Annotated in this window: 11 protein-coding genes; 7 read left to right on the top strand and 4 right to left on the bottom strand. The window is 72.4% G+C overall.

Features of this window, described 5'->3' with window-relative positions:
• Positions 1-172: 172 nt before the first annotated feature.
• From WME95_RS10480 to WME95_RS10470, 3 genes are read right to left on the bottom strand one after another with little or no spacing between them, the layout of a single operon-like run.
• Positions 173-1,447, bottom strand: a complete 1,275-nt coding sequence (locus WME95_RS10480; RefSeq protein ID WP_437908258.1) for an IS91 family transposase — start codon at positions 1,445-1,447, stop codon at positions 173-175.
• A gap of 6 nt (positions 1,448-1,453) precedes the next feature.
• Positions 1,454-2,035, bottom strand: a complete 582-nt coding sequence (locus tag WME95_RS10475; RefSeq protein WP_437908257.1) for a tyrosine-type recombinase/integrase — start codon at positions 2,033-2,035, stop codon at positions 1,454-1,456.
• The gene (locus WME95_RS10470; protein ID WP_437910971.1) at positions 1,942-2,295 is read right to left on the bottom strand and encodes a site-specific integrase; all 354 of its coding nucleotides are present in this window, start codon (positions 2,293-2,295) and stop codon (positions 1,942-1,944) included. Before WME95_RS10470 ends, WME95_RS10475 begins: the two co-directional genes overlap by 94 nt.
• 509 nt (positions 2,296-2,804) lie before the next feature.
• Between WME95_RS10470 and WME95_RS10465 the strand changes: the two genes are divergently transcribed.
• The 7 genes from WME95_RS10465 (at position 2,805) to WME95_RS10435 (ending at position 14,433) form a co-directional block, all read left to right on the top strand.
• Positions 2,805-2,951 carry a hypothetical protein gene (locus WME95_RS10465; RefSeq protein ID WP_437301705.1) on the top strand — a complete coding sequence of 49 codons (147 nt, stop codon included), beginning with the start codon at positions 2,805-2,807 and terminating at the stop codon, positions 2,949-2,951.
• Between the two features lie 45 nt (positions 2,952-2,996).
• Positions 2,997-6,827 carry an RHS repeat-associated core domain-containing protein gene (locus tag WME95_RS10460; RefSeq protein WP_437908256.1) on the top strand — a complete coding sequence of 1,277 codons (3,831 nt, stop codon included), beginning with the start codon at positions 2,997-2,999 and terminating at the stop codon, positions 6,825-6,827.
• Positions 6,824-7,666, top strand: a complete 843-nt coding sequence (locus tag WME95_RS10455; protein ID WP_437908255.1) for a hypothetical protein — start codon at positions 6,824-6,826, stop codon at positions 7,664-7,666. The genes WME95_RS10460 and WME95_RS10455 overlap by 4 nt, the downstream gene beginning before the upstream one ends.
• 561 nt (positions 7,667-8,227) lie before the next feature.
• Complete coding sequence (locus WME95_RS10450; RefSeq protein ID WP_437908254.1) at positions 8,228-11,206, top strand: carboxypeptidase regulatory-like domain-containing protein; 2,979 nt, start codon at positions 8,228-8,230, stop codon at positions 11,204-11,206.
• Positions 11,207-11,299: 93 nt separating this feature from the next.
• On the top strand, positions 11,300-12,220 hold the full coding sequence (locus WME95_RS10445) for a LysR family transcriptional regulator (RefSeq protein WP_437908253.1): 921 nt from the start codon (positions 11,300-11,302) through the stop codon (positions 12,218-12,220).
• A 154-nt stretch (positions 12,221-12,374) separates the two neighbouring features.
• Positions 12,375-13,475 (top strand): 2Fe-2S iron-sulfur cluster-binding protein, encoded by a 1,101-nt coding sequence (locus WME95_RS10440; RefSeq protein WP_437908252.1) that lies wholly within the window; start codon positions 12,375-12,377, stop codon positions 13,473-13,475.
• A 37-nt stretch (positions 13,476-13,512) separates the two neighbouring features.
• The gene (locus WME95_RS10435; RefSeq protein WP_437908251.1) at positions 13,513-14,433 is read left to right on the top strand and encodes a sterol desaturase family protein; all 921 of its coding nucleotides are present in this window, start codon (positions 13,513-13,515) and stop codon (positions 14,431-14,433) included.
• 58 nt (positions 14,434-14,491) lie between these two features.
• Here the strand turns inward: WME95_RS10435 and WME95_RS10430 are convergent, their stop codons facing one another.
• Positions 14,492-17,851, bottom strand: a complete 3,360-nt coding sequence (locus WME95_RS10430) for a HEAT repeat domain-containing protein (protein WP_437908250.1) — start codon at positions 17,849-17,851, stop codon at positions 14,492-14,494.
• Positions 17,852-17,975: the final 124 nt, after the last annotated feature.

The following is a 17,975-nucleotide window of genomic DNA, read 5'->3' as shown; positions in this document are numbered from 1 at the left end:
TGGTGCATCCCGCCGCCACGACGTCGGGCGCAGACGTGCCGAGACAGAGCGCGATGCCGACGGAGGCCCAGCAGCACGCACGCTGCCGACATGGACGGCGCAGAAGGCGGATCGATGCCTGACCGCCACGCGACGGAGGTGGTGTTGTTGCTCCTGCCCAGGCCAGCGATGCTCATGACGTGTCCGGAGGAGCAGCGGAAGAGGCGACGACGCACGACGGCAGCGGGCGGCGAGCCATCGCAGCCTGGCCGCAGCGAGGGCAGATGGACAGGTCGATCCCCGTGAGCGCGGTGAGCAGCGTGCACCAGTCGACCTTGACGACGTGGCGCGCAGAGGGCTCGTGCTCGTGAGAGCTGCCTTCCCGGTGCTCATCTCCCCGGACAGCGCGCTGCCCTGCGTCTCGCGCCGCCAGGATCCTCGTGCGTGCCACCTCGAGCGTGGTGGTGGCGTGACACGCAGCCATCAGGCCGAAGTGTCGGATCTTCACGAAGCGATGAGGCAGCACGTGCAGCAGGAAGCGACGCAGAAACTCCTCTGCGGAGAGCGTCACGGTCTTGTCTCCGCGGGTCCGGAAGCACACGCCGCGCTCATCCATCCACCGCAGCCGGTGATTGGACAGCCCGACGCGGTGGGTATAGCGACCGAGGTAGGCAAAGACCTGCTCGGGCCCAGCGAAGGGCGGCTTGGCGTACACCACCCAGGGCTTGCGGTAGAGCGCGTCGAGCATCGCCGCGAAGGCAGCGGGGTTGGCCAGCGCGGCGGCCCCGCCGGTCAGGTCGAGCTCTCCTTGGTCATAGGCCTGCCGGAGCGCGGCGAGCAACTTGCCGCGGAAGAGCTTGCCGAGGACCTGCACAGGGAAGAGGTAGCCGCGCCGCCCCTCGATCCAGCGCGAGCCGTCGAGCGAGAGCCCGCCGCCGGTGACGATGCAGTGCAGGTGTGGATGGAAGCTGAGGTTGCGGCTCCAGGTGTGCAGCACGGCGGTGACACCGAGGTCGGCGCCGAGCCGTTTGGGATCGCGGCCGAGCGTGAGCAGCGTCTGCGAGCCGCACTGGAAGAGCAGCCCGAAGACCGTCTGCGGGTTGACGAGCGCCAGCGCGCGCAGCTCGGCCGGGAGCGTGAAGACGACGTGGAAGTAGTGCGTCGGCAGGATGCGCTGCTGCCGCTCGGCGATCCACCTGGCCTGGCTGAGGCTCTGGCACTTGGGACAGTGGCGGTTGCGGCAGGAGTTGTACGAGGGCTGCTCGTGGCCGCAGCTCGTGCACACGTCGACATGGCCGCCCAGCACCGCGGTCCTGCACGCCGCGATGTCGCGCAGGACCTTGCGCTGGGCGGCGGAGACGGCGTGGGCGCGCAGGTAGGCCTCGCCGTGGGCGCGGACGATATCCGCGACCTCGAGACGAGGCCTACCCGTCGCCGCGGGCCGCGGCGCCAGGCGATGCGTGAGCACGCGACCTCAGCCGAGCTTCTTCTTGGCCTCCTGGGTGCCGAGCACTTCGGCCGGGCTGCGGGTGCGACCGACGTGAGCCTGGCTGACGCGGACGTAGCGGACGGTGGTGCGGATGGAGCGGTGGCCGAGCAGGGCCTGGATGACGCGGATGTCGGTGCCGAGCTCGAGCAGGTGGGTGGCAAAGCTGTGCCGCAGCACGTGCGGGGTGACGCGCTTGTGCAGCTTGCAGCGCCTCGCCGCCTCGCGCAGCGCGTTGCGCACCGCCTCGTGCGAGATGACCGAGCCCTGCTTGCGACCCGGGAACAGCTCCGGTCCAGCCGGTCTCTCCGCCCGCCAGTAGATGCGCAGCGCGGTCAGCACGGGGGCGCTGAGCATCACGTACCGATCACGCCCGAGCTTGCCATTGCGGACGTGGATGAGGTTGCGCTTGCTGTCGACGTCCTCGACCCGCAGCGAGCAGACCTCATCGATCCGCAGACCGGCACCGTACGCCGTCAGGACGATCGTGCGCTGCTTGACCGAGCCGATCGCGTTGAGCAGCGCCTCGACCTCGGTGCCGCTGAGGACCGGCGGCAGCTTCTGGGGCACCTTCGGCCAGGGGATCGCGACGGCGACCCCGGACGCCCGAGCGTGGTGGCGTAGAGGAACTTGATCGCCGCCACGTACTGGTGCTGCGTCGCCTCCGCGATCTTTCGCTGCTCGGCGAGGTAGAGCAAAAACGCGCGCACCTCGTCGAGACCCATCTGCTGCGGCGGCTTGCGGTGGTAGGCTACGAAGGCCCGTGCGCAGCGGAGGTAATTGTCGCATGTCGACGGCTTGTATCGCCGCAGCTTCAGGTCTTCGGCCATTCGATCGCGGAGCTGTCCCATCGCTGCCCTCCTGGTGGACGCGGCGCCCGGGCAGGGGCGTCGCGAACGGCAGGGTGGGCAGGGAATGCGGTGGCGGGCGGCCAGACCTGCGCTGCGCCGGGCGTTTTTTTCGCAATGAACACCGGCAAAATCCACGCTGCGGCAGCAATGAGTGCCGTCACAACCGCAGCGAAGACAAGGAGCCGAGCCGCAGCAGGAAATCGCGGCTCGGTATCCGCAATGCTTAACGGAGCAGGGCCCGCAGCATCTTCTTGAGCCTCACGCCGAGCTCCTGCACCTCGTCAGCATCGAGCTCGCTCGCGGCCCCGAGCGCCGCCGCCAGGTCCATGGCTCCCAGGGTCTCGTGGCGGCTACGCGGGGCGCGAGGGCGGCGTCTTCATCGCGGTCGCGGTCGTCGTCGCGATCGACCTCAGCAGGGACAGGAGCTGCCGCGAAGCGGCTTGGTCCAATCACCGAGCTTGGCGCCTGGCGAACTCGGGATGACCGAGATGTCGCCTCGGGCCGCCGTCGTCGCCTCGCTCGCCAGCACGCTGAGCCGCGCCGTCGCCCTCGGGGACGTCGCGGCAGCCCGGGTCGTTCACGAGGCGATCGCTCGGCTGCTCGGGCTGCCGGTGGTCGAGCTCCGCAGGGTCTGAACTGCTGGCTTGTCTTCGGGGGGACGTTCAAGCGAACCTCAGAGTATGGCGCGCACGGCTCCGGTCCCGAACATCCCGGCCATTCCCGGCATGAACCCCGGCGTCTTCGTGATGGGCGGCGGCGGTGGCGGCGGCGGATCGGGAGGACCCGGAGGCGGCGCAGGAGCGGGCCGGCAGGGCGCCGGCGTCGGGAGCGGCGGGAACCATGCGCAGGGCGGCGGCAAGGGCGCCCCGGATCCGCAGCGCTTTCCGCTCTGCGGCACGAAGTCGCACCCGGTCGACGTCGCCACGGGGCGCGCGTTCACCCATCCCATCCTCATCGTCGAGCTGCCCGGACCCTTGCCGCTCCAGCTGACGCGCAGCTACAGCGCCCATGCGCACCGCCGCGACGTCGGCCTCGGGTGGGGATGGGCCCACAGCCTCGGCTGGCGCGTCGAAGAGCGCCGCCGCTCCATCGACGTCTGGACGGACCAGGGCACGCGCGTCTCCTTCCCGAAGTCGCTGCGCACGGGCGATGACGTGGTCTCCTCGTTCGGCTTCCGCCTCCGCCGTGAGCCGTGGGGCTATGTCGTCGACCCAAACGACGGGCGACTCTACGCCTTCTCGGAGAAGCTCGGTGAGCACCTCTACCTGCTCACGGCGATCGAGGACAGGAACAAGAACCGCATCGCGCTCGTGTACGAGGACGGCCAGCTCGTCGAGGTGACGGACAGCGCCGGCCGGAAGCTCCGCGTGCGCAGGGACGGCGCTGGGCACATCGCCTCGATCGAGGTGAAGAACGCGCTGGAGCAGGGGCGGTGGATCGCCCTGGAGAGATACGATTACGACGCGCGCGGACGGCTCGTCGCGGCGACCGACGCCGACGGCTTCTCGGCGCGCTACGAGTATGACGACGAGGCCCGGCTCACCGCCGACGTCGATCGAACCGGCCTCTGCTTCCATTTCGTGTACGACGCCCAGGGGCGGTGTATCGAGTCCTGGGGTGACTACCTGTCCAGCCCCGATCCGAGCCTGGACCCGGACGTGCCCTCGGTGCTCGCCTCGGGCCGCCACCCCGCCAGGGGAGTCCACCACTGCGTCTTCGAGTACCTCGACGAGGACTACACGCACGTCATCGACTCGACGCACGTCGGGCATTTCGCGCACAACGCGTTCGGCCTGCTCACCATGGCGCACGACGCCGGGCCGTCACCCGTGCGCGCCGTGTACGACGCGCGCGGGTTCCTCGCCGTCCTCGAGTATCCGGACGGCGGCTTCGAGCGCTTCGAGCGCGACGGGCGCGGGAACCTGGTTGGCTACACGAACCAGCTCGGCGCCCGCACGTCGATCGTCCGGGATGAGGCGGGCTCCCCCGTCAAGATCACCGACCCGCATGGAGGGGTGACTCAGATCTTTCGCGACGCGTGGGGGAACCCGGAGCACATTGCGAATCCGCTGGGGCAAACCACCACCTACCGCCCCGACCAGCGGGGCCTGCTGCGCGAGCGGATTGATCCGAACGGGGCGAGGACATCGTACCAGGTTGACGCGCAGGGGAACTTGATCGCGGTCGCGTCGCCGAACGGCGCGGTATGGCGCTTCCGGTACGACGCGCTCGGCCGGGTCACAGGGCGCACCGATCCGGCGGGCGCCGAGACGCGCTTCGTCTACTCCGATCGCGGCGACCTCATCGCGGTGATCGACGCTCAGGGAGGCGTCTCGCGGTATCAGTACGACGGGGAGCGGCACCTCGTGCGGGCCCAGAACCCGAGCGGGCATGTCACCGAGTGGGGGTGGGGCGGGTATCACCGGCTCTGCTGGCGCAAGGACGCGAACGGCCACGTGTCCCGCCTGCTCTACAACCGCGAGGGCGAGCTCACCACGGTCGTGAACGAGATCGGGGAGAAGCACCAGCTCCTTTACGATATCTATGGTCGGTTGATCGAGGAGCGCACGTTCGATGGGCGCATACTGCGCTATCGCCTCGACGCGGCGGGGCGCCCGACGCGGGTCACGACGGGCGAGTCGATGGCGGTCGAGGCGGCGGGGCCGGCCGTGCATACCGATCTCGCGTACGATCTGGCGGGCCGCCTCGTCCAGCGGACGACCCCGGCGGGCGACGAGCATTTTGAGTACGACATGCTCGGCAACCTGATCGAGACGCGCTGGCCCGGCGGGCGTATCGAGCTCGAGAGGGATCCGCTCGGCCAGATCGTCAAGGAGATCCAGGTCCTGGGGAGCGAGGCGCACGCAGTCGAAGCGCGGTACGACGCGCTGGGCAACCGGATCTCGCGGCGCACGACGCTCGGGCACAGCGAGGCGATCGCGCGCGACGCGATGGGCTCGCGCGTGCGCACAGTGCTGGACGATGCGGCGTCGATCGAGCACGGGCTGGATCCCTTCGGTCGCGAGGTCTTCCGGCGTCTCCCGGGCGGCGGCGCGATCGGGACCTCGTACGACCCGCTGGGCCGCCTCTCGCAGCAGCGCCTCACGCGCCCTGGGGAGCGCCCGCCGACCGCGCCGGGCCATCCGGCGTGGGTGGGTGAGCCGCCCGACGCCGTCGTGGCGCTGATGAGCTACCGCCATGATCCGACCGGCGAGCTCGTGGCGCGGAGCGGCGGCGCGCGCGGGGCGACGGAGCTCCGCTACGATCCCGTGGGCCAGTTGCTCGCGATGACGCCCGAGGTGGGGCGGCGCGAGGTGTTCCGTTACGATCCCGCGGGCAACCTGCACGAGGGAGACGGCGCTCCGGAGCGCAGGTACGGCAGGGGCGGGAAGCTGCTCCGGAAGGGGAACACGGAGTACCGCTGGGACGCCGAGGGGCGGCTCGTCGAGCGGCGCGAGGACGCAGGAGGGGACAAGCCGCGCGTCTACCGCTACGGCTGGAGCGGCGCAGGGCTGCTCGAGCGCGTCGATGCGCCGGACGGCGCCCGCGTCGAGTTCGAGTACGATCCGCTGGCGAGGCGTGTCCGGAAGCGAGTCCTCGCGCGGGACGAGGCGGCAGGCGCGCTGCGGCTCGCGCGCGAGACCCGGTTCGTGTGGGATGGAGACGTCCTGGTGCACGAGATCACGCGCTCTCCGGGCCAGAGCGCGGCCGCGCCTGGGGGCGTTGCGGCCTCGGTGCGGACCTATTGCTTCACGGACGACTCGTTCGTCCCGGCGGCGCACCGCGAGGCCGACGGGCGATGGATTCATTACGTTAACGACCCTGTCGGTACGCCGGAGCACCTCCTCGACGACTCGGGCGCAATCGTTGGCTCGATGGATCGGCAGGCCTTCGGGCTCGAGGCACCGCGCGACGGCGGCGCCAGCACCCCGCTGCGGTTTCCTGGGCAGTACGAGGACGCCGAGACCGGCCTCTACTACAATCGCTATCGCTATTACGACCCGGCCGACGGCATGTTCGTCTCCCCGGATCCGCTCGGCGTGGCCGGGGGGTCGGGGTACTACGGCTATGCGGTCAACCCGTTTGCATGGATCGATCCCTTCGGCCTCGCGTCGCTGCGCGAGGCCGAGCGGCTGCTGGAGGACTCCGAGAATCGCAGCTTCGGGAACAACGTGGGGCACGCGCGCGCGCACGTGCCGGGCCCGGGACAGGATCCGTCCGCGCTCGCGACCTCGCGGCCGACAAAGCAGACGAACACGGTCTTCCGCTCGCGCAACCAGGCGCTGCGCTCGCTGCGGGACATCATGACCCGCGACGACGCGGCCCTCCGCTCCCTCGCGCCGGGGCAGGTGCACTCGGGCTCCTACACGCCCAGGGAGACGCTAGAAGGGCTGGAGTCCCAGTCAGGGCAGCCTGCGCAGCGCGCGTGCGTGAATCGCGTCACCTACTCGATCGGGCGCCTTCCGAACGGTCAGCTCCACCTGCTACATTTCGCCCCACGCCAGTCATGAGCTCATCCAGCCAGCGAACCCTCGTCATTCTCGACGAGCGCGGCGCCGCCGCGCGCCTCCCGTCGCAGATCGCGTCGCTCGTACAGGGGTACCGGATCATCTACCTCTCCGACACGCGGCACGCCCCCTACGGCACGCTTTCGCGGGTGTCGGCGGCCCGCCTCGTGCTCCTGTGCCTCGACCTGGTGCGGGGATACGGCATCTCCGCGGTGCTGCTGGCCAGCGCGGCGGCGTCCCGCGCGGCGCTCCCGGCCGTGCGGATCGCGTGCGCGCGGGCAGGGATCGCGCTCCACGAGGGCGCCTCGCTGGCCGCCAGGGAGGTGGTCCGCCGGCACCGCTTTGGCGACGTCGCCGTGCTCGGAGGCGAGATCGTGGATGAGCACGCCGTCGCCAAGGCGCTCGCCGAGGCGGGGCTCTCGGCCCGCGCCCGGGCGGTGCCGCTCGAGCTCGCCTCGCTGGGCGAGGCGGGCAAGGACGTGCTGGGCCGGCTCGTGGAAGCGCAGCGCGCGCAGGTGGGGACGTACGTGCTCGGCTCGTCGGGAGCCGCCAGCGTCGCGGATCTGATCCGCCGGTCCGATCCAGACGCCGTGATCGTCGAGGCGGACACGGCGCTCGCGACGGAGGTCGCCGTGGCGCTGGAGGCCGAGCCGGCGGCGGGGACGACGGCGTCCTCGGTGATTCGCTGCGCGACCGAGGCGTCCGAGCACTGGCAGGAGCGCATCGCGGAGGTCGCCGGTGTCGCGCCCGACGCCGTGGTCGGCCGGTGGGTCATGCCGGCGGGACCGAGCGAGGGGCCCTTCGCCGTCGCCATGGATGAGGAAGGGGATCCGCTCGACTGAGCCGGCTGCGCGACCCGGCCCGGGCTCAGCGACCCTCTGCTCCGCCGCACCAGCGACGAGGCCCAAGTTCGTCCCTGGTTCTGCATGCGCTGTAGGCTGCCCGGCGTCTCGGCAGGACCTCTCGCTCGCAACCAGGGACGACCCCAGCGAACCCGGTGCTGGTCTGCCGGATCGGACGAGAGCCTGTCTCTTTCCTCGAATTTGCGTCTCCAGCAACGGATCGCCCGCATGGCCCTCGACCACCGAGCGGCTGCGACCATCCCTCGTCACGCCCTCCGGAAATCCCGGGAGCACCGACGGATGGCGGCGGTCCGGCGCCACGAATTCGTCCCTGGCCGACGAGGTATTCGCGCGCTCGCCACCCGCGAACCGACCGGAGCCCCCGGTCCCGCGACGCCCGCGCTCCGCCGTGGGAACGTGCCGTCATCCTGCTGCCCAGGACGAGGCCCCGCCATGCGTCCGCGCGATGGATTAGTGATCCCGGCGGCAGGGGGCGATGGACGAAGGAGGGGCGGTCAGGTCATGAAGAGCGCGGAAGCGAGACGGTGGCTTGCCCTAGTAGTGCTCGGGCTGGCGGCGGCGGGGATCCTGGGCCTCGTGTTGTGGCTCCGCGCCGGAGAGGCGCCGGCGGACGGCCCCGCGCCTCCGGCGAGCGCCGCTTCGACGCGGGGAGCGCGGCGCCTCCGCGCAAGGGACGCGCCGCCCCCGCAGCTCGGGAGCATCGCGGGGCGGGTCGCCAGTGCGGCCGGCTCGCCCGTCGCCGGAGCGCTTGTGTGCGCCAGCGCGAGCGGCGGAGCGAGCGGACTGACGCCGTTCGATCTGGGCGAGCCGACGTGCGCGCCCGCAGGAGAGGACGGCCGCTACCAGATCGCGGATCTCTCCCCCGCGCGCTGGACGATCTTCGCCTCGGCGCAGGGCCACCGCCCGGCGAGCTACACCTCCCCTGCCCCGGACCGCGCCGGCTGGCTCGATCTCCGCCAGGGAGAGGCGCGCGCCGGCGTCGATCTGACGCTCGTCCGCGGCGGCGTCGAGGTCCGGGGCCACGTCAAGGACGTCAGCGGCGGGCCCATCGCCGGGGCGCTCGTCATGATTCATGGCTTCCTGGGGTCGCACCAGGGCGCCGCGGTGACCCGCTCCGACGCACAGGGCTCCTTCTCCGCGTGGACCGAGGAGGGCTACTGCCTGGCCCGCGCCACAGCCGACGGGTACGCCGAGGGGTCGCAGCACGGCATGGCGCCGGGGCCGCCGCTCGAGATCTTGATGACGCCCGGCTCGGCGATCGAGGGGCGGGTCGTCGAGGCGGGGTCGGGCGCGCCGATCGCCGGCGCGACGGTCCGTCCCGGGATGGCGCAGCGGTGGGGCCCCGGGGAGGTGAAACCCGTGTCGAGCGACGCGGAGGGGCGCTTCCGCATCCCGGGCCTGGCGCCCGGGCGGTACAAGCCCACGGCGCGCGCCGCGGGCGGCTATGGCCAGGCGCGCGCGAGCGTGGTGCTCGGGATCGGCCAGACCTCGAGCGAGGTGGTGATCGAGATGCACCCCGCCAGCAGCGTGGCCGGCCGCGTGGAGGTCACGCCCGGGGGCGGGCCCTGCGCGAGCGGCTCCGTCACGCTGTTTCACGAAGGGAGCGGGTGGCTCCCGACGGTCCTCGGGGCCGACGGTTCGGCGCGCTTCGAGGGGGTGCTGCCCGGCTCGTACCAGGTGATGGTGTTCTGCCAGGATCACGCGTCGGAGCCGGCCTACCCCGCCGTGGAGGTCGGCGAGGCGGACGTCGAGGGCCTCGTGTGGACCGTCCGCGCCGGGCTGTCGCTCCGCGGCCGGGTGGTGGACCGCGAGGACAAGCCCGTGCGCGCCATGGTCCACGCGAGCCCGACCAACATGGGGGCGATGCCGCCCGGCTCCATCGGGCAGAGCGATGACGACGGCCGCTTCGTGCTCCGGGGGCTCCTCCCTGGCAAGCACAGGGTCATGGCGCGCTCGAACGATCACATTCCGCCCGAACCGGTCGAGGTCGAGCTCGTCGATGAGCGCGCTCCCGAGATCACCCTCGTGATGGATAGCGGCGGCAGCGTCGAGGGCACGGTGACCGACGAGGACCGCCGCCCCGTCGCAGGCGCGGACGTCATGCTGAGCGCGCCGCGGCCCGGGTGGAGCGGCCCTCCGGCTCCGAGAACGTCCCTCGCGGACGGGACCTTCGTGTTCAAGGGGGTCGCGCCGGGCGCGTACCGGATCTGGGCCATGCAGGGGGGGATGCCCATGAGGGCGCCAGGTCAGGCCGACGGCGGCGATCTCGGGGTCGCGGTGACCGTGGAGGCAGGGGCGGCCGCGCGCGTGAGCCTGGTCGTGGAGCGCCAGAACGGCGAGATCCACGGGCGCGTCGTCGACGGGAGCAGCAGGCCGGTGGCGGACGCGTTCGTCAATGTCCAGCGGGAGCCCGAGGGCGCGGGCGAGCCGGGCGCCTCGACCCCTCCGCCCCCGCCGATGGAGAGCATGGGGCCCTACGCGCCGGTGCTCACCGATCCCGACGGGGAGTTCGTGATCGGGAACCTGGGCCGGGGCACGTACACGGTCCAGGCGCAGCGCCGCGGAGGGGGCCGCGCCGTCGTCGAGCACGTCACGATCGGCGGCACCGTGACGCTCATGATCCAGGAGACCGGCACCATCTCCGGCGCCGTCTCCAGCCCCGGCGGCGCGCCGCCCGATCAGTTCACGATCCGCGTCACGGACCGCGAAGCGCCGTTCTTCCGGAACGAGTCCTTCGCATTCACGGACGGGGCCTGGACGATGAGCGATCTGCCGGCGGGCAAGTACGAGCTCGCAGCCGACGCCCCGGAGGGGACGGCCACGGGCGAGGTGACGCTCGCGCAGGGGGAGCAGCGGAGCGGGGTGGTGCTGACGCTCGCCGGGCGCGTCGCGCTCCGGGGTCAGGTGGTGTCCCTGGAGGACGGCGCGCCCATGGCCGGGGTGACCGTGCACGCGTACCCGCGCGCCGGCGGAATGGCGCCGTCGCCGGTGCGGCAGCACGAGGTCACCGACGGAGCGGGTCATTTTCACCTCGACCGCGTGCCCGGAGGCCCCCTCGTGCTCATGCTCATGCCCGCGGATCCGATGAGCTCGGCGTTCGACGCGGCGATGATCCCGGTCGATGTGCAGCCGGGCACGGAGACCGACGTCGGGCGGCTGCTTATGGCGAAGCGCCGGGTGAAGCACGACGAGCCTCCCGGCGATCTCGGGTTCACTGTCGAGCCGCCCCGGTCGCCGATGGATGTGGCCATGCGGCCGCACAAGGTGGTCGAGGTGCGCCGCGACGGTCCGGCCGCGGCGGCGGGCCTGCAGGTCGGGGACGTGATCGTCTCGGTGGACGGCCACGATGTCACAGGCAAGCTGGGCTATCTGGTCGGGTCCCTGATCCGCGTGCCCGCGGGGACGCGGGTGACCCTCGGCCTCTCGCGCGGGGCGCGCGTGGCCGTGGTGGCCGCGGCGATGCCGCCGCCCCCGGGCGTCGGGCAGGGCGGCATCGAGGCCGCGCCCTCGCCACCGTAGGCGCCGCCCGCCACGTCGCGACGGCAGGCGCGTGGAAGAGCTCGCCGCCCGCGCTCTCGGCGGCGGGTGTCGGGGCAGCGCTACCCTCCCCCCATGAACGCACCGCCGCTGCCTCGCCTGCGCGCCGTGGACCTGAACCTGCTCACCGTGCTGGACGCCGTGCTCACCGAGCGCAACGTGACGCGGGCGGCCGAGCGCCTCGGCATGACCCAGCCGGCCGTGAGCAGCGCGCTGAACCGGCTGCGCCTGCTGTTCAACGACGATCTCATCGTGCGCCGCGGCAAGGAGATGGCCCCGACGCCGCGCGCCCTCGCGCTCGCCGGTCCGATCCGCAGGGCGCTCGACATGATCCATGCCTCGCTCGCCCACACCGGCGCCTTCGATTGCACGGCGAGCCACACCTTCAGGCTGGGGATCACCGACCTCGGAGAGGCCCTCCTCTTGCCTCGTTTTCTGCAGTGGCTCGAGCAGCTCGGCGCCCGCGTCCGGCTCGATCTCTGTCGCGAGCCCGGAGCCTCGCTGCGAAATGAAATGCGGCTCGGCAAGGTCGAGCTCGTCCTGGATCACATCGCCATCCCGGGCGAGGAGTTCCGGCGAACCCGCGTGCTCGACCTCGAGTTCGTCTCGCTGGTGCGCCAGGATCATCCGACCGTTGGCCCCTCGCTGACGCTCGACGAGTACATGGCGCTCGAGCACGTGATCATCGAGCCGCGCGAGGGCCAGACCAACCTGGCAGAGCAGATTCAGGCCGTCGTTGGGCGAGCGCGGCGCGTGCGGGTGCAGGTCCCCCGCTATCTCTCGATGCCGTTCATCGTCTCGCAGTCGAACCTCGTCTGCACGGTGCCGCTCCCCCTGGCGCGGCTGTTCGAGCAGCACTTCCCCGTGCGGGTGGTGAGCTGTCCGCTCCCCATCCAGCCGATCCCGCTGTTCATGATGTGGCATGCCTGTCAGGACGGCGACCCGGCCCACGAGTGGCTCCGGCGATCCCTCATCGAGCTCTGCAGCCGCGTCTGACGCGTCCCATGCGGGCGGGCTCGGCCTGAACAGAGGCGGGCGGCCAGGGATTCGGAGGAATATTCACGCCGGTAATCTGCCTCATACCATTTCCTGATTGGGCTTTTCGGTGGCCGCCTCCATGAAGCCACGTGCAACAGGGAGCCATGACATCGTGAAAGCCATCTCATTCGGCGGCCGGGCGAGGGGTCGAGCCGGGACCCTCCACCTCCTGGGCAGCGATCGCGCGGTCCGTATCGAGGCCGGAGAAACGCTGCTCAGCGCAGCCGTGCGCGGGAACATCCCGTTTCCACACATGTGCAGGGTGGGCGAGTGCGGCAGCTGCAAGTGCCGCCTCATCAAGGGGCATATCCGCCTCAAGAGCGATATCTCGCGCCACGTCGCGCCCGAGGAGATCTCTGCCGGCTTCGTCCTCGCCTGCCAGAGCCTCGCCGTGTCGGAGGACGTGGCGGTCGAGGTCCCGGGGATGGGCCGCGGGCGCTCGACGGATCGAGCGCCCGCGCAGATCGACGCGAGCGTCGCGCGCGTGACGCGGCTCGCGCCCAGCGTCGTCGCGCTCGAGGTCGACCTCGCCGCGGACGTCCGCTACGTGGCCGGGCAATATGCGCAGCTCACGGTCCCCGGCGCACCCGGGCTCGGCGAGCCGCGCTGTTACTCGTTCGCCGAGGCGCCGGATCGGGCCTCGCCGCGCAGGGCGCTCTTTCATATCCGCCACGTGCCGGGCGGCGCCTTCACCGAGTGGCTCTTCGGGGCCGATCGCACGGGCGCGCGCCTCTGCTTCTCGGGGCCCCACGGCAGCTTCCGTTATCACGAGGCCGATCGGCCGCTCCTCTGCGTGGCAGGAGGCACCGGGCTCTCTCCGATCAAGGCGATCCTGGAGCAGGGGCTCTCGGATGGGCTCGCCCGCGACGTGACGCTGGTCGTCGGCGCGCGCGCCCGGCAGGATCTCTATGCCCTCGACGCCATCGCCTCGATCAAGGAGCGATGGCGAGGTCGATTCGTCTTCATGCCCGTGCTCTCGCACGAGCCCGAAGGCTCGAGCTGGACAGGGCGGAAGGGGCACGTCACCGACCATCTCCGTGAGGTCGCCGCGGGCCACGCCGATTGCGCGGCCTACGTGTGCGGGCCGCCCGGGATGATCGACGCCGTGCTCGACGTGCTGCGCGGCGCGATCCCGCCGAAGCACTTGCATCACGACAGATTCCTGGACCGCGGCTCGGTGGCTCGCGCCGCCGCCGCCGCCGCGGTCGCCTGAGCCAGGCCACGACACTCGAAACGAAAGGAGAGCCCTCATGCTCCACGGGACGGTGTTCGTCCTCGTCTTCCTCGCGCTCTTTGCCGCCCTCGAGCTCGCGCTCGGCCTGTATCGGCGCACAGGCGTGCTCACCATGCGGGAGCTCGGCGCGAGCCTCGTGTCCGTCGGCGCCTACCTCGTGATCCGCGGCGCGTCCTTCGTCGCCGTGACCTGGGCGCTCGGGGCGCTCTGGCCCGGCTCCGAGGGCGCGCTCGCCAGCGTGAGCTCCTTGGTGGTGTTCCCGATCTACGTGCTCCTCGACGAGTACGGGATCTACTGGGTACACCGCAAGAGCCATGAGTGGCCCTGGCTCTGGCGGCTCCACAAGCCGCACCACGTGCCGCGCAACATGAACATCGCGGTCACGTACCGGGAAAACTGGCTATGGCATGTCCTGTTGCCGGGCACGTGGATGGCCCCGCTCGTCGTCTGGCTCGGCCACCCTGGCGCCTATGTCGTGGGATTGGCCTTCAGGACGGTGATCGTGCTGGCGGAGCACAGCGATCTCCGCTGGGACGTGCACCTCCAGCAGGGCCGCTTCACGCGCCCTGCCATGCGGGTCCTCGAGCGCATCGTCTCGCTGCCCGACACGCACCATGTGCACCACGGAGTCGGCCGCTTCGGAAACGCCACGAAGAACTATGGCGCCGCCCTCATTTGCTTCGATTGGATCCACGGCACGCTCATGATCCCGCACGCGCGCCAGGAGGGCTTCGGGCTCCCCGAGGGCGCGCCGGTCGAGCCCTGGGCCGAGCAGCTCTTCTGGCCGTTCGTGCGCTCGACGAAGCACGAGAGGGCGGATCGCCGCGGCGCGATCGAACCGACGCAACCGACGCAACCGACGCAACCGACGGCCGACCTCGCCATGGCGGAGGCGGTGATTTACACCGCCGATGGCCGCGCTGTCGTCGTAAGGTGAGCCCTGCCAGACGGCTCGCCCTCGCGCGCCGCCTCACGGCCGCGCGCCGCCCTCCGCCTCACGGCGGCATGACGAACGACGCCGGCCCCGCCACGGCGGGCGACGGGTCCTTCCGGTAGCGCTCCAGCAGCTCGCGCCGCTCCGCCGTCCAGCCGTTCTTCGGCGACGCCGCCTGCAGGAGCGCCTCCAGCGCGAGCCGGCGCAGCCGCGGATCGGCGCTCGCCCGGAGCTCCTGCTCGAGCTGCGACGGGTGGACGCAGCCGTGCACCGCGGACATCGCCGCGACCATCGCGTCGTGGTGCAGGAGGTCCCGCCGGCCGAGCTCGACGAGCGCCTGCCCGAGCGCCTTCCAGGGAAGGAGGCGCGCCGCGAGCCCCAGGTACTGGGGCACGGCCAGGGCGTCCGCCTTGAGCGCGGCGAGCAGCCCCTCCCCGACGGCGACGTGGTGCTTCGCGGCGTACGAGCCGAGCCGCGCCGAGAGCGCGGGCAGGAACGCCACGAGGTGCCGGCGCCTCGGCGAGAGCTCCGCGAGCCGCTGGACGACGATCGCGACCTCCCCCGGCTGCATCCTGGCGAGCGCCGCGGACAGCGCCTCCGCCGCCTCCTCGGGCGCGGGCGCGGCCATGTGCTCGAGCAACCGGCGGAAGAGCGCTCGCGCCTCGTCCCGGAGCGGCAGGTGCGCGGCGCGCCGCAGCAGGTCGAGCCGCGCCTCCGGCTCTGCCCGCCCGAGGATCGCGGCGAGCAGGTCCACAACGCGCCGCTCGGCCTCGGGCGACAGCCTGCCGAGCGGGATGTCCGCGAGCTTCGAGGCCACGATCCAGTCGGGATCCCGGGCGGCGCGGCCGAAGACGTCCCAGGTCTCGGGCTTGTCCAGGTGGTCCCAGAGCGCCCGGAGCAGCGCGATCCGCACGTCGCGGTGGGTCTTCGGGGCGTCCAGCCGGAGCAGGTCGCGGTAGGCGTCGTTGCCGCCCAGCTCCCCGAGCAGGCGCACGACCTCCTTGGCCACGGTCACCTTCGTGGTCGGCACCGCCCGGAGCTCGGCGAGCACCCGCTCCCGGGACATCTCCGCGAACGCCTTCCGGAGCGCGTAGATCGCCCAGCGCGCGCGATCGTCGCCCAGGCACTCGATCAGCACGGGGACGCCCTGGCCGGCGTCGAGCCACGGCAGGCCCCGGATGGCCATCTCGCGCAGGGGCGGCCTCGGATCCGAGGCGAACGGGGTGATCGCCGACGCGTCGACGTACGCGAGCCGGACCAGCGTGGAGATCGCGAACCGCAGCGTGGGGACGTCGCTGGTCTCGTCGCCGAGCAGCGCGCGGAGGCCGGCGGCGTACTTCTCCTGCTGCCTCGCCGTCCAGCGGCCGTGGCCCCCGCCGAAATCGAGCACCCAGCGCGTCTTGCCCGTCGCGAACCTGCCGGTCATGGGCTGCGTCCGGTCCAGCAGGGGGTCCAGGAGATCCTGGCGCCTCTGGCTCACGTGCCGGGCGACGGCGCCGATCAGCACGAAGCTCCTGTCCTCGCGCAGCAGCGCGGGCACGAGCCGCGCGAACCGCGGCCTGTCGTGGGCGCGCAGGAGGCCGAGCGCGCCCGCAGCGACGCCGACGAACGGGAGCTCGCGGGACAGCCGCTCGAGCGCCTCGAGCAGCGGCGTGACCACCTCGAGGCGGATGCCGAGGCTCTGCGCGAGCGAGAGCACCGCCCCTGCCCGCTCGCCGGTGCACCAGGCGCCCGCGAGCTGCGCGAGCGCCGGGCTGAGCCGCTCGGCCTCCGCGCGGGTCAGCCCGTCCCCGAGGCCCGCCGTCGAGACCGAGCCGCGCACCGCGAGGAGCTTCGTGAGCCAGCGCGCCCCCCACGCCCCGTCGATGCGGAACAGGCGGACCACGAGCCGCTCCACGGCCGAGGCCGTGGCGTGGGACAGGTCCGCGGCGTCGAGCGCGTCCTGCGCCACGGCGCCCACGGCCTCCAGGTGCTCCTGCGCGAACCGGCCGATGGGCAGCGCGGCGAGGGCGCCGATCATCGCCCGCCGCACCGGATCCTGCTCGAACTTGCGGGCGCGCACGTTCGCGAGGGCGTCCGCGAGCGCGCCCCGGTCGTGCAGGACGCTCGCGAGGAGCAGCGCCTGCGCCTTCGCCCGCTCGTCGCCCTCCGGGTGCCCGAGGAGCGGCGCGAGCACCTCCTTGGCCTCGGCGAAGGACAGGAGGCGCGCGTAGCTCATCCGCCGGTCCGGCTTCGAGACGAGCGACGGGCAGCTCGAGAGGTGCCGCCTCGCCTCGCGCTCGCGCAGGTCGCGGGGCAGCGCGTCGAGCACCTCGGGCGCGATCGTGCCGTCGGTGGCCTGCGCCGCGCACGACCAGCGCACGAAGGCCCGCTCCCGGAGCGCCTGCTCCTTGGCCGACTCGGCCTTCACGTAGCGGAACAGGAAGGCGCCGTAGCCCCCGGCCCCTCCGAGCAGGAAGGCCCGCAGCACGGCCTTCTGGTCGTCGGGGCCGAGCCGCAGGAACCACCGCGGGCCCTTCTTTCCGTCGCTCAGCGCGCCCCAGGCGTGGCGGATGAGGTACTCGAGGCGCTCGGCGCCGAGGGCGGGCGCGCCCTTGTCGAAGCGCACCACCCCGAAGGCGCCGGGCGGCCGCGCGGGTCGCCCGCTCTCGTGGCGCGCCTTGAGGAGGTCGAACGTGGCGGCCGGGCGCGATCGGGCCAGGAGGTGCAGGGAGCCGGCGAGGAACGAGGGCTCCTCGCCGCGCTCGAAGAGGGCCTGGATCAGCGGCAGCGCCGCGTCGGGCGCGCGCCGGGCGAGCGGGACGAGCAGCGGCGCGAGGCGGTAGCGCAGGCGGGCGTCGAGGGACTGAGAGCGGGCGAGGGCCTCCCCGAACCAGCGCGCCGCGGCCGCGGGGTGCCTCACGCCGAGCCGATCGAGGCAGCTCGGGCCGCCCGCCTCGTCGATGGCGCGCCGGTGCGCCGACACGAGCGCCTCGGAGCCGAACGGGAGCAGATCCACGATCAGGGGGTCGCGCCCCGCCTGCATGCGCGCGCCGAGGAAGGCGTCCACGGCGGCCTGGCGCTTCCGCCGCGCGAGCTGGGCGACGGTGCGCCGGAGGGTGCGCCGCTCGAGGAGGGCGCCGAGCGCCGCGAGCGCCTGCGCGTCGTCGCAGAAGCGGGCGACCATGCGGCCCGCGCGCCGCCGCACGGTGCGGGACGGGTCGGAGATGGCGGCGACGACGCGCGCGCCGTCGCCCGAGCCGTAGACGCTCATGAGCGCGAGGAGGCGCTCGTAGGGCTGAGTGCTGCTCCAGAGCGCGCCGAGGAGGGTGCTTGCTCCGGCGTCGCCGCGCGCGGCGGCGCGGCCCACCTCCACCACGCGGCGGACGCGGTCGTAGTGGGCCAGCGGCTCGATGTCGGCGAGGAAGGAAGCGGCGTCCATGGAGGGCGATGATAGCGTCCCGGGGCCGGAGGCTCGCAAGGCCGAGCGCGGCGACGCTCCGGAGCGTCGACACCCTCCGGCTCAGGTTTCATCTCTCCCGGGAGGCCATCGACAGGTTCGGGCC

The organism is Sorangium sp. So ce327 (genome assembly GCF_051530205.1).
GTDB lineage: Bacteria > Myxococcota_A > Polyangia > Polyangiales > Polyangiaceae > Sorangium > Sorangium cellulosum_B.
This window is presented reverse-complemented; position numbering and strand designations above follow the sequence as displayed.

What these genes read in the sequence shown, in the direction of transcription:
- WME95_RS10435 (WP_437908251.1), top strand. Translation starts at nt 13,513, where the DNA reads ATGCTCCACGGGACGGTGTTCGTCCTCGTCTTCCTCGCGCTCTTTGCC.
- WME95_RS10465 (WP_437301705.1), top strand. Translation starts at nt 2,805, where the DNA reads ATGTCGCCTCGGGCCGCCGTCGTCGCCTCGCTCGCCAGCACGCTGAGC.
- WME95_RS10455 (WP_437908255.1), top strand. Translation starts at nt 6,824, where the DNA reads ATGAGCTCATCCAGCCAGCGAACCCTCGTCATTCTCGACGAGCGCGGC.
- WME95_RS10470 (WP_437910971.1), bottom strand. Translation starts at nt 2,295, where the DNA reads ATGGCCGAAGACCTGAAGCTGCGGCGATACAAGCCGTCGACATGCGAC.
- WME95_RS10445 (WP_437908253.1), top strand. Translation starts at nt 11,300, where the DNA reads ATGAACGCACCGCCGCTGCCTCGCCTGCGCGCCGTGGACCTGAACCTG.
- WME95_RS10430 (WP_437908250.1), bottom strand. Translation starts at nt 17,851, where the DNA reads ATGGACGCCGCTTCCTTCCTCGCCGACATCGAGCCGCTGGCCCACTAC.
- WME95_RS10460 (WP_437908256.1), top strand. Translation starts at nt 2,997, where the DNA reads ATGGCGCGCACGGCTCCGGTCCCGAACATCCCGGCCATTCCCGGCATG.